The 12447-nt window shown below is 55.7% G+C and carries 11 protein-coding genes and 1 pseudogene; 3 read left to right on the forward strand and 9 right to left on the reverse strand.

The features are described 5' to 3' along the window. Positions 1-297 (forward strand): M10 family metallopeptidase C-terminal domain-containing protein (locus ACP7BS_RS28235; protein WP_426240749.1); only part of this gene is annotated, 297 nt, incomplete at its 5' end. 83 nt (positions 298-380) lie between these two features. On the opposite strand, the gene ACP7BS_RS28240 is transcribed toward ACP7BS_RS28235, so the two are convergent. From ACP7BS_RS28240 to ACP7BS_RS28260, 5 genes are all read right to left on the reverse strand, one after another. Further along, positions 381-1214 (reverse strand): Hint domain-containing protein, encoded by an 834-nt coding sequence (locus ACP7BS_RS28240; RefSeq protein ID WP_426240750.1) that lies wholly within the window; start codon positions 1212-1214, stop codon positions 381-383. Between the two features lie 257 nt (positions 1215-1471). Continuing rightward, complete coding sequence (locus ACP7BS_RS28245) at positions 1472-1759, reverse strand: hypothetical protein (protein WP_426233098.1); 288 nt, start codon at positions 1757-1759, stop codon at positions 1472-1474. A gap of 199 nt (positions 1760-1958) precedes the next feature. Next, entirely contained in the window at positions 1959-3206 is a 1248-nt protein-coding gene (gene wecB, locus ACP7BS_RS28250) for a non-hydrolyzing UDP-N-acetylglucosamine 2-epimerase (protein ID WP_426233096.1), read from the reverse strand. Between the two features lie 27 nt (positions 3207-3233). Next, positions 3234-4022, reverse strand: coding sequence for a CpsD/CapB family tyrosine-protein kinase (locus ACP7BS_RS28255; protein WP_426233094.1), 789 nt, complete (start codon positions 4020-4022; stop codon positions 3234-3236). 3 nt (positions 4023-4025) lie between these two features. After that, positions 4026-5420 (reverse strand): GumC family protein, encoded by a 1395-nt coding sequence (locus tag ACP7BS_RS28260; protein WP_426240751.1) that lies wholly within the window; start codon positions 5418-5420, stop codon positions 4026-4028. A gap of 734 nt (positions 5421-6154) precedes the next feature. Between ACP7BS_RS28260 and ACP7BS_RS28265 the strand changes: the two genes are divergently transcribed. Together ACP7BS_RS28265 and ACP7BS_RS28270 are read left to right on the forward strand one after the other, a co-directional pair. After that, complete coding sequence (locus ACP7BS_RS28265; RefSeq protein WP_426240752.1) at positions 6155-7078, forward strand: glycosyltransferase; 924 nt, start codon at positions 6155-6157, stop codon at positions 7076-7078. A gap of 480 nt (positions 7079-7558) precedes the next feature. After that, positions 7559-8239 (forward strand): sugar transferase, encoded by a 681-nt coding sequence (locus ACP7BS_RS28270; RefSeq protein ID WP_426240753.1) that lies wholly within the window; start codon positions 7559-7561, stop codon positions 8237-8239. Between the two features lie 127 nt (positions 8240-8366). Here the strand turns inward: ACP7BS_RS28270 and ACP7BS_RS28275 are convergent, their stop codons facing one another. The 4 genes and pseudogenes from ACP7BS_RS28275 to ACP7BS_RS28290 form a co-directional block, all read right to left on the reverse strand. Next, positions 8367-9155, reverse strand: coding sequence for a LuxR C-terminal-related transcriptional regulator (locus ACP7BS_RS28275; protein ID WP_426240754.1), 789 nt, complete (start codon positions 9153-9155; stop codon positions 8367-8369). A gap of 894 nt (positions 9156-10049) precedes the next feature. Then, a pseudogene (locus ACP7BS_RS28280) lies at positions 10050-10801 on the reverse strand (IS5 family transposase). A 203-nt stretch (positions 10802-11004) separates the two neighbouring features. Then, positions 11005-11649 (reverse strand): class I SAM-dependent methyltransferase, encoded by a 645-nt coding sequence (locus ACP7BS_RS28285; protein ID WP_426233084.1) that lies wholly within the window; start codon positions 11647-11649, stop codon positions 11005-11007. A gap of 28 nt (positions 11650-11677) precedes the next feature. Further along, positions 11678-12409 (reverse strand): right-handed parallel beta-helix repeat-containing protein, encoded by a 732-nt coding sequence (locus ACP7BS_RS28290; protein ID WP_426240755.1) that lies wholly within the window; start codon positions 12407-12409, stop codon positions 11678-11680. Positions 12410-12447 lie beyond the last annotated feature (38 nt).

A 12447-nucleotide genomic window follows, 5' to 3' on the forward strand; every position in this document is an offset into this window, starting at 1 on the left:
GCGCTGGCCGACTCGACCGTATCGATCAGCGGCCGCGACACGATCCTCGATTTCTCGGGCACCGGTGGTGACCGGATTGACCTGTCGGCGATCGACGCCAGTACCACAGCGTCCGGCAATCAGGCTTTTACCTACCTTGGCAGCGCAGACTTTACCGGCAAGGCCGGGGAGCTGCGCACCGTCAAGGGCGCCTCCGACACTTATGTCTATGGCGATGTCAACGGTGACGGAAAAGCCGATTTTGCTGTTCACCTCGACGACGCCATCGCGCTTCAGAAGGGATACTTCGTGTTGTAACGCAATGAGGCCGCGAAAGCGGCCTCACTGACCCAGGAGAAGTCGGAAGCGAACCGGGGGTCGCCATCGCCGTCAGCGGTTTCTCAGCTGATCAAGCTTTCGGCACGCAACGCAATCCTCCGGTGCGTGTTGCGGGCCGGTTCCCGAACCTGAAGTGCACGGCGGAACCTGGCCGAGATCAAAGCCTTGAGGTGTTCACGGCCAGAATCAATCCCAACGATGGGGGCGAACGGCTTCATCACAGAGACCTTGCCGGCAGGGTGGATTCGCGCGAATTCACCGAAATTGGTGAAGGTTTCGTGATTGCCATCTTTCAGGAGGAAGGTCTCGGCTGCAAGCCCTTCAGCCAGCACCGCTTCATGCGTATCGAGTACGATGTGATAATATTCGATGATCTTGCGATCATCCGGCAGCGCGGGCGCAATGGTGATGCCGTTGACGAGATCCTTTGCTCGGATCAGCACGCCATCAATTAAGAGCGCGTGGCCTGGGGAAACATAGAGGTCTTTGTGGGGTGTCTGCCGGTCGATTGCGTGTTTGGCGACACGGATGGGGAGCACACCGGTAGGCCAGGACGCGCCATTTCGCTTGTAGATGTGACGGCCGATCCATTTGACGTCCATTGCCTTGCCATCGACGGTCGTAACGAGATCTCCGGTCTTAAGATGTTCGATACCGATCTCGCCGGCCGGTGTCGTGATCGCGGTGCCCAAGAGAAAACACATCGGATTTCCGCCCCCTTGGTCGCCCTTTTTCCACCATGGAATTCCGATGGCTTGGGCGATCGACGCAGGAAGGACCGTTGTCGCTGTGAGAGCGCTCAATGCGGCGACCTTGGCGCCGCTCGCGGCGGCCAAACCGAGAAAATGCCGCCGCGCACCATTGACTTGCGTCTGGCGTTCCTTGTTTGACGACATCGTCATCTCCTTTTGAATGAACCGCTGAATTTCAGTCTAAGATGAGCACCGTACTCGCTCCCGGCCTGGACAGATACCTCTGCAAGAGGTGAAGGCGAACTGTCTCTTCGGAGTAGGCCAACCATCTTGAGTATCGTGTTTGCACGCTTGCATCGATCGAGGATCAGCTAGATCACATGGCGTCGAGCTTCCATCCCCGACAGGCCCGGGACGCCCTAGGCAACTGAACCCCTACACCAAGCGCATGAAATCCCTGATTAATTTTGTTCGCCCTTGGACGGAATTTGATTTTCCATTTCCTCTGCATAGAGGATGAGAAGGGCGCCAAGCTCCTTGGCCGCAGTCGGGGACATTGCTGTCTGAAATTGATGCGGCGAGCGATCGGTATCCTTGTACGTATCCCATTCCCATTTGGAAATGGCGTAGCCGATCCGCAGCATGACGTGATACGGCTCGCTGACGGCGACACCCCATTCCAACAGGGTATAGGCCTTCAGCTTATTCCCGGCATCGACCTCCCATTTTGAAATGTCGTTTTCGCTCATAGTGCGGACTTTCCGATTTGGCATTCACCCAAACTCTGAAAACCGGCGATCTTTTAGAGTTTGCGGATCGAAAGACGGGGCGGGGAGTGTCACCCAGACGCTCTCCCCAGATGGCCCCCGTCATCCGCGTCGTCTGATTTAGGGCAAGCGTTGGAGTGCCCGCAGCGTATCAACAAGCGGTCGTCGAACCCGCGGACACTCAAGCTGCAAAACCGCTTACTGCGCGTGCCGCAGCTGCCGGTTCGAGCGGCGTGCGAGCTGCATCGAACTCATCCGGTCTTTCGCCCAGCTCAAAAAAATGCTCGATCGCCTGGACTGACCGTAACGCTGCCTGTCCGTCGCCATAAGGATTTACCGCGTGCGCCATGTCCTGATAGGCGCGCCGGTCCGTTAGCAATTCGCTAACTTCGTCAACGATGCGGTCCTCGTCGGTGCCAACAAGACGCACCGTGCCGGCGGCGACGGCTTCAGGCCGTTCCGTGGTTTCACGCATGACGAGGACCGGCTTGCCAAAGGTAGGCGCTTCTTCTTGCACACCGCCGCTATCCGTCAACACAATGGAACAATCGCGCATGGCTTTGACGAAATCACAGTAATCGAGCGGCTGCGTAATCAGCACATTCTCAAGCCCCTGAAGCGGGGGTAGCAACACGTCTCGCACGGCCGGGTTAAGATGCGCGGGGAGCAGGAAGGCGATCTCGGGGAACTTGCGCGCCAGCCGGGCGATTGCGCGTGCGGTTTGCGCCATGGGCTCGCCCCAGGATTCGCGCCTGTGTGCGGTCACCAGAACGCTTCTGCGGCCGCTGATCCGCCGAAGATCCGGATTTCCCGCTTGATGGATGCGCCCCGACACATGCAGCAGGGCATCGATCACCGTATTACCGGTCACGACAATATCGCTTTCCGGAACACGATCCTTGAGGAGATTTGCCTTCGAAGTCTGCGTAGGTGCGAGATGCAGCGCTGCGAGCTGGGTGGTCAAGCGACGATTGATTTCCTCGGGGAACGGGTTATGCCGCTCGCCTGTTCGCAATCCCGCCTCAAGGTGGATCAGCGGGATTTTCCGGTAAAAGGCTGCCAGTGCCGCGGCAAAGCAGGTTGTCGTATCGCCCTGGACGACGACCGCGGCCGGCGCTTCGCTTTCGATGACATTGGCCACACCTGCAAGAACTCGGGCGGTAATGCTTTCGAGTGTCTGTGCCTGCGTAATGATGTTGAGGTCATGGTCGGGCTGAATTGCAAACAGCCGGTTGACCTGATCAAGCATTTCCCGATGCTGACCGGTGACGGCGACGATGGGCGTGCAATGGCGCGAAGACGCGAGCGCATGGACTAGCGGAGCCATCTTGATGGCCTCGGGGCGAGTGCCATAGACGATGAGTATTTTGCGCATGGCAATTTCCTTTATCCGGAGTTGACAATCATTTTGGCGAACGAAGGCAAACAAGCCTGGCCGACCCAATCCAGTTCGTTTTCAATCAGTGCAATATCGGCATTTGTTCAAAACGACTCCGAGCATGTTTGTCCGCTCGGACAGATACCGCTCGCAACGATCCACCTCCGCAAATGTGCTGTGCTCTGCGGCCGCAACCAGAATTGCGCAGTCCACATTCGGCAGGAATGCTGTCACATCATCGCTGGAAAGCATCGGGGGCAGATCGTACAAAATGACATCCGGCCCCATCCGCAGGCGTAAATCCTGCAATACGCGGACAGCCTCCAAACTCTGCAGCAATTCCGCGGAAAACTGCACCGGTCGATCATTTACCGCCACTGCCAGGTTCTCACCGTAGCGCAGAAAGATATCTTGGATCGGCGCATCGCCTTTCAGGAAATCCTCCATGGAGGCGCGCGCAGTGACGCCGAGCATTTCGCCAATTTGCGGTAGCTTCAAGTTGAGATCGACCAGCAGCGTGCGGCGGTCTAGCTGATGCGCCAGGCTGAAGGCAAGATTAAGCGCAACAAGCGATTTTCCGCAGGATGCTGTGGGCGACGTGATCGCAATCGATGTCCAGCCATTTTGACGAAGATTTTGCAGAACTGTTGTACGCATCATGTCGAACGGCACATGCGCCGGATCCGACCGGTCTATCGTGACGATGCGGTTTCGAAAGACCGTGTCGGGCGCCGGATCTAGGCTCGCGAGATTTCCCCAGGCGATTTCAAATCCCAGCCGCGTGCAGGCCTGCATTGCCTGCTCCGCCAGCTGATCATTGCTTTGCAATCTGAGACTGTCTTGCAGGGAGGCTCTTGTCTGATCCATGGTTTACACTCTGCCTCCGGCGAAGGTTGCTGCGGGGATAAGAGAGACTTTTGGCCCTGCGTCGCTTTTCGCGGTTGCGTGACGGACATCTTGGACCGATACCGGACCACCCTGGTCCGCCGAAAGCGGCATAATTCCAGTAACGAGCATTGCCGCTACGTGACGTCTGTAGTTTGGAAAGTGCTTTTTGCTCGGCGGCCTGATGTTGGGGATGGTGGCAAGCGGTTGTGACTGGAGCAATTCCACCAGTTCCACAGGTCGGCGGATGGTCTTGTTGAGCAACTCAAGCAACACGATGACGGCAAGACCCAATCCAAGTCCTGCGATGCCGCCAAGCGCGACGATGCGCCGGCGTTGAGGACTGATTGCCCTCACAGGCGGCGTCGCAGCCTCAAGAAGCGAGAACCGACCGCCATCCGCCCGCATTTCGATTTGTTCGCCGGTTAGCGCCTCCGCACGCCTGCCGATGGCGGCATTGTATTGCACCTGAATATTCTGGCGGTTCCGCTCCAGCGAGTTTAGCACCGTTTCGCTGGCAGCAGTACCTGCGATCGAGCGTGTCAGGTTTTCAATTCCACGCGTCACGGTCGTCTTTTCGATCGCTACGGCCCGCAGACGATCATCGATATCTGACAGTTGCAGGTCGAGCCCGAACGGGCCGGCTTGTCTGGCCGCAGGCGCGTCATCCTTGTTGCCGACCTCTGAAGGGTTGGCCAAGAGCGCATTCTGCAGCGACGCGATCCTGACGCGCAGTGCCTTGATATTGGGGCTGGTTTCCGAAAAGAGTGCAAGCTGTTCTGCAAGGGCGCGATTGAGATCGGCAAGCATCTGCTGTTCGGGCGTAGCAGGCGCTGCTCCAGCAAATTGCCCTGCATTAGTATAGGTCGCGATCAGGTTGCCGCGTTTTGTGCGAAGATCCGTTTCCTCGCGCTCAAGCGAAATCAGCCTTTCCTGCAGGCTGCCTTGCTGGTTGCGACGAAAGTCGAGGCTCTCTGGGAGAGTGTCCTTGTTCTCGGTCTTGAACTTGAGGATTTCGGCTTCCAGCCGGTTCAAATCGGCCGACAGTCTGTCCACGGCCTGATTGAAGAACCGCAATGTGCTTCCGGCACGATCGGTCCGTTGACGCTGATTTCTGTCGAGGATCATGGCCGCGAGTTCGTTAGCCACTTTGGCGGCCATATCCGGCTTGCCGGCCAGGAAGGATACACTGAAAACGGTTGCTCCCTGATCGCGGCTCTGCGTGTCAAATTGCAATTGCTCGAACTTTATCCGGGACCGCATGTCTGCAACGAGATCGTTCTCCTCGGGGACCTTCGCGCTATCGCTGTACACCGCCAGCGTGTTTGCCAGCGCCAACAGATCATCTCGTGTGGTGATTTGCTGCTGCAGGATCTGCAATTGCTCGACGGCGCTCAGCGGCACGGTCGAGCGCGCAAGTTCGGCCGGAATTTGTGGCGCCTCGGACAGAATTTTTGCGCTCGAACTGTAGAGCGGGGAAATGGAAAACGTTGCCGTGACGGCTGACAACAATGCGGCGACCATGATCGCTAGGAGATAAGGCAGCCTTCGAAACAGGATCGAGGCATAAAATTTGAAGTCTATGTTGCCCATACCCCAAACACCCAACTTCCAAACGAGCTTAGCACCATGGCCGATGTCATTGTTCAGTGGTTCGGAACCTCGCAACAGATGGTCAATGGAGGGTGTACGGGAGATCATCCCCAGCCGGATTAGTACTTTTGGACGCGCACTATCTCCCTATGCTGTAGATCGCCTCGCACGCCCCATGGCCGCTTCACCAAAGCAGCGTGTCCCACTCAGGCGGGCCCGAGCGATGAAGCTCTGGCGGCGTATGAGATGACGTAAGCAAAAGGCCGGCCCATAAGTTGCCCGTCCGCCGAAAGGCTTATGTGATGTCCTGGCGCTCTTCAGGTTCCTCCCAAAGTACAGGGTTGGACGCACCGTCCTGCATCTCAAGTCGGGTGCGGGAGCGTCTTCCTACACGTGGTCATTCCGTTCATCTTATGATGGGAGACAACTTTGGCAATCGGCCCATGCCATTGGCGATGCTCCCCCGCCGGCCTTGCACCGGCGCTAGTAACGCGCCGCCAAAAATCCAGTAGGAAGATCTAATGCCGCCGCCCTTCCAGCTCAGCGTGATCGTTCCCCACCTCAACGAGCCCAATGATCTGCGTCACTGCCTACTCTCGCTCGACGCACAACGCGCGGATGGTATTCCGTTCGAGATCATTGTGGTGGACAACGGTTCCACGGAAATGCCACTGGCGGTCTGCCACGATATTCCGGATCTCCGTTTGGAGCTGGAAATCGTTCCCGGCCCAGGCCCCGCCCGCAATCACGGCGCCAGTCTCGCGCGGGCGGACCTTCTGGCATTTATCGATTGCGACTGTATTGCACAGCCTGGCTGGGTCAAAGAGATCGTCAAGGCCATGTTAAGGAGACCCGATATCGGCCTCTTGGGTGGCGATATCGGAGTTTTGATGGCTGATCCGCACTGTCCGAGTGCAATCGAATCCTACGAAAACATCTACGCCTATCGTGCCCGTACTTATGTCGAACAATATGGTTTTGCGGCAACGGGCAATATGGCGGTCAGAAAGCGGGTTTTTCAGTCCGTCGGCCCCTTTGGCGGGATTTCGACTATGGAAGATACGGAATGGGGGCAGCGGGCGACAGCCATGGGCCATCGCATCCTCTTTCTTCCGGCCGCAAAAGTTCTGACGCCCTCATGCAAATCATTTGCCGATCTGGCGCGCCGGTGGGACCGGCATGTCGCCCACGCGTTTCGCAAGATTTCGGGCCACCCCGGTGCGACGCTGCGCTGGCTTGTAAATGCGGCGGTTATTGCCGGGTCGCCATTGGCGGAGACGTTAAGAATCTTTACGACAGATCGCGTTTCCGGCATCCGGAATCGGATCCTTGCACTGGCGTGCCTAACCCGCATTCGGGCGCATCGGGCACGTCGTATGTTCGGCCTGGTATTTCATGGCGATGCAGGCCGGTTCATCGAAAACTGGAACCGCGAAGGGTCTTGAACCGCCAAATGTCGACACGTTTATGCGGGGCCTGGCGAAGCCGCCCCCCACATGCCTTCAGCTATTGCCGCCTTGCCGAGGAGCGAAGGCTCTACCGATGCGTTGACTGCGCTCGCTGACCACGACGGTCACAACCTCCAACTGGCCCCCCACTCCCATGCAACTCTGCGACGTCCGCCCGCCTCGGTGCCGGCGGCTTCCCTTGCCCTTACTCCTACCCGCCGGAGGCTGGTGAGAGCAGCGGAAAATGCTGGTTCAAAGTCCGCCATTCTCTGATTGAGAATTCGACCTACATCGAATTGTTTAGATTAGATTAATTGCGATTTGGATTGGTATGGTTAAGATCATATTAACAGCAGCATTGGGGCACTTTTTTTAGAATACGAAGAAGGCAACTTCTGTCGTGAATGCAATTTTATATTAAGTTTTTTCTCGCCCCTTGCGCCATTTTTTCAAACCTAGGTTGCTCCTGGAGGCGTCATGTCGGAAAGTAATCTCGGATATCCTTTGGGTTTTGCTGATCATAAATCGGCATACAACCAGACGGAAAAAGCGCGATCATTCTATTTTGCGGAAAAGCGATTTTTTGACATCCTCGTGACGTTATTGGCTGCACCGGTCGCTCTGACTATCGTTGCACTCGTTGCGGTACTAATCCGGTTGAATGGCGGCAAGGCATTCTTCTGTCAGCCGCGGGTTGGAAAAGGCGGCAGGATCTTCAATCTGTGGAAGCTTCGGACGATGGCGCCGGACGCGGACCAGAGGCTGGAAGAATATCTGGCATCCAACCCGGTCGCAAAGGCCGAATGGGAGACCAAGCAGAAACTTGAGAATGATCCCCGCATCACATGGCTCGGCAAATATCTGCGCAAATATTCGATTGATGAACTGCCACAGCTGCTGAATGTATTCGCAGGAGACATGAGCTTGGTTGGCCCGCGGCCGATGCTCCCTGAGCAACGGCAACATTATCCCGGAACGGCATACTTCAATATGCGCCCCGGCTTGACCGGCCTTTGGCAGATCAGCGAACGCAATGGCTGCACCTTCGTCGAGCGCGCACTGCACGACACCCGTTATTCCGGCATGATGTGCTTCAGTGCGGATTTGTGGATCTTGTTCCGCACGCCGATGGTCGTTCTCAAAGGAACGGGACTCTGAAAAAGAGGCCCCCACAAAAAAGCAGAGCACCAGATATTTCTGGTGCTCTGCCAACGATTGGATGAAAGAGACAAATCCGAATGACTTTACGGAAATTATACTCCGGAGTGGAATTATCAGTTAAGTCTTAGTGTTCACTTCCCTTCACGCTTTCATTCGATGAAGCGGAGGAAAGCGGAAAGAGATCCTTGATCTTGTAGGCCACTTCTGTCCGGTTGGTCGCCTTGACCTTCTTCATGATATTGCGGATATGAACCTTGACGGTGCTTTCGCGCAAATTGAGTTCATAAGCGATGATCTTGTTCGCCTTGCCCCGCCGCAACGCCTCGACCACTTCGGCCTGCCGTTCCGTAAACATGCCGGCCAACGGGCGAGCCGCTGGATTCCCGGTTTCCAGAGCCTGGCGCATGGCGAATACGCTGCTGGCCGGAACGAAGATGCCGCCAGCCATGGAAAGGGCAATGGCTTCTATACAGACGTCGATGCTGACGGACGATGGAATATAGCCTTTCGCACCGCATTCCAGCGCCTTCATGATCTGCGGCAGATCGTCAGCATCAGCGAGAACAATGATGGGCGCGTCAAACGCCGAGGCGAGCCTGGTAATTTCTTCGGACACACTCGGCTCGCCGATTTTTTTACCGCCAATGTTTAAAAGAACGGCGGCCAGCGGCGGGTAGTCTTGCCGCTTTCGTTCCCACTCCTCCACCGACCCAAAGGCCAGAACATCCATGTCGATCTTGTGTGCGGAGATGCAATAGGCGAGGCATTGACGGTCAAGCGCACGATCGTCAATGATCAACAGCGAACGCCCTCGCGGCAGCTCGGTGGTTCTCTTTTCATTATCAGTTTGAATAGAATCATGGAAAAGATTAGTCGAAATGTCTTTGCCGTTTGTCATTAACAGTGAGTTCATACGTCCCTACTCCCAAAACGCACATGCAGGCGCCCCGTCAATGCCAGGGTCGTAAAAAAGCACGCGCCAGCCCCAGATCTATAATAGACTTAACCTGTGATATAAATTTGTTTAAATCAAAATATCTATTCGCAGTTACTTATATTACACGATGTAAATCGAGTTGCATAGTATTTGAATGAAGCCGTAAATTATTTATTTTCCGTGACGAAGTGAAGGTAAGCCAAGGGGGCAAACGGATACCCTTTAAGGCTTAATAGCCAGTACCTTTTTAGGGGTATCATCAGCTCCATGCCGCGCAGCCGTAGTCAGCTGTCACGAGCCGTAATATTTATCGTTGGCAGCAGGGGTATAAAGTTTCATTTTACACACTACAAACAAGTATCTTTTAAATTATTTAAATAATGTCCGCGCATATTGCGATGCGAATGATCTTCTTCGCATACTTTCCGCCAGTGTCCTGATGGACCGGCGTCAGAACGTCCCTGCCGGGACGTAGGCACGGTGATTCCGCGTGTTGGAGTGCAAACGCACAAATGGCGAATTGCGTCGTCCACATTGGAACACCCGACCTGCGAAGCCCCATCATGCGGCGACCGTGTGTCGACCGCGAAGACGACCCTGCTTCCGGCAAACGCTCACTAGACGCTGCAAAATCACATACTTGGCGCCCACATCGATCGCTTTCCAGCACTGACCACAGTGCCGGCCGGACTGATCTTTGAAAAAAACGCTTGCAAAATGCCGTGCGATTAGACGACTCCAACATGATGGGAGAGCCAAAGTGCTCATCCCAAAGAGAAGCGAGACCCGCAAAAGACTTTTCCACCGGCAATACCGGAAAGCTCGAAAGCGCTTGACCTCGACACGCCGAATACAGAAGGACTCGATAAATCAAAGCCAGATGATGACGGCTGCGTCGATGCATATGCTTGAGAAGAATGTGTGGGCGCAGGATCATACCTTGTGTGGATACGGCGCCAGTCTTTGAGCCTGCCAAACATGTTCTCGATCTTGTGGCGCTTTTTGTAGAGCGCGGGATCATGCGGGATCGCGACCTTGCGGTTTGCCCTTGAAGGAATGCAGGCGGTTATCTTGCGTTCCGCCAGGGCGTCTCGGAACCAGTCGGCGGCGTAGCCCTTGTCAGCCAGGAATGTCTTGGCTTTGGGAAATGCCTCCAGCATCCGAGCGACCCCTTTGTAATCGCTCATCTGTCCTTCGCTCAACAGCAGGATCAGTGGTCGGCCATGACCATCGCAACAGCGTGTAGTTTCGAGTTCAGGCCGCTTTTGGTGCGGCCGATACGTCTGGGAACATCCCCTTTTTTAGCAGACTGGCTGCGGTGCGTTGGGCTTTCAAATGGGTGGCATCGATCATCAATTGCTCTGGCTTACCGCGTTTTGCGATCAGTTCGGCCAGAATCCGGTTGAACACACCAAGCCGGCTCCAGCGAATGAAGCGATTATAGATCGTCTTGTGCGGACCATATTCCTTCGGCGCATCACGCCACCGCAACCCATTGCGCAAAACAAAGATAATGCCGCTTACGATCAGCCGGTCATCGACGCGTGGCACCCATGTGAAAGTGGGAAATAGGGCTCGATCCGGCGCATCTGCGCCTCCGACAGAAGCATCAAATCACTCATAACAGCGTCTCCCTTCGATCCCAGTGAATCAAAGAGAGCAAGCCACCGCAAGTGATTTAATAGGTCCTGAGCCTAAGCTGTGGTGTCCGAAGGTTCGGTCATGCCGCTCGCGATGCGCTACCGCCGCGCCTCGCAATGATCCACATGCGCACCTCATCGCAGAGCCCCAAGATCGTGGCAGATACCCCAAGCGGATGGCCTTTTTACGCCGCCCCTGGCCCCCACCTGGCTGAATAGCTTTTCGAGAAAACGAACTTCTCGACATAGATGTTACCAATTGGAAACAGCGTCTTAACCTCGCAGTAGGACAGGAGGTTAATGCGGTCGATGTGGTAACGGCGCGCGGCGATATCTAAGGCCCCGTAATCCTTAGACAACTTCAGCGCGGCTCGCCGCATCGGCGGAGCAAGCCAGTGCAGGAACGGTAGCCGGAAATGGGGTTCGATGGGGAATTCCCACGCCGGCGTTTGTATCCAGCCGGAAAGCCCCACCCTTTGCATCTCCGACGCCATGGCGCTCATATCAGGCCATGCACCGACATGCTCTATGACCGAATTGGAATGAACCAGATCGACCGATTTGTCTGCGTACCCCTTCAGGTCACGCGCGTCGCCAATCTCGCTGGAAAAGAGATTGGACAGGCCGTGACGATCGATCTCATTTTCATCGATGTTCAAGAGCCGGATTTCGCTGATGCGGTCATGGCCAACATTTTCCCAGTAATCCGGCCGGCCGCCCACGTCCAAAATGGCGATCGGTCTTCCGAGATGGTCGGCAAGTTTCTCAATCTGACGTCTGAGAATGCGCCCGCGAGCAGTCCTGAATCTGCTAATCGTTAGATCCTTCATATCGTCCAGCTCCCCGTGCGCGCCAATGTCATTGGTTCAAGATCGTGCCAAGTGTGTCGTCAATATTTCCGGACCATTCCGGAGAATTATTGTTCATCGATGCATAGCCGTAATGGCCCTTTCCCATCCTGTTATTGAGGAACGAAACGTTCGATATTGCGCCGCCGCCGAATTGACTGTCCGAATAGACGGTATATCCGCCGCCCAAGAGACGATTTCCCTCGACACGCACACGCGCAATAGGCCCGAAATAATTGCTGAGCATGATTGCCGACGTTTGCCCGTGCGGATTAACGATCGTATTGCCTTGAATGACAACATCGGTGATCCCGCCGTCCGTGGCAATTCCATCAAAATGAGGACCCTCCCATTGGGACTGAAGATCATGGATATAGTTGTTTTCGATCGTGATATTGGATGAGCCTGTGAGGTAGATACCGTCTTCCGTATTGTGGATGTTGCTGTGCCGGACAGAGACGTTGTTGCCGGAAATGCTGATCCCGCGAATGCCCGGCGCAGCCTGGCCGTCGATATCGCAATTCTCAAGCGTCACGCCGTCTGACCTGATGTCCAATGCCGCCCAGCCTTTTGCAGAAATCCTGCAATTGCGCAGCGTCACGTTCGGCGCCGTGATCGTGACCGCGCCTTGAAAATCCAGGCCACCGACGATCGCGCCAGCAACATTCAGGACGAAATTGGTCGCGCGGGTCAGTGGTAGATTGGCCGGAACGCCGGTGTTTGTTTCATCCGGATAGGTCATCACCGCCGCCTTAACCGCTTGCGGCGCCTCCACGATTG

The sequence above is a fragment of the Pararhizobium sp. DWP1-1-3 genome, from assembly GCF_049896125.1.
In the GTDB taxonomy this organism is placed as follows: domain Bacteria; phylum Pseudomonadota; class Alphaproteobacteria; order Rhizobiales; family Rhizobiaceae; genus Pararhizobium.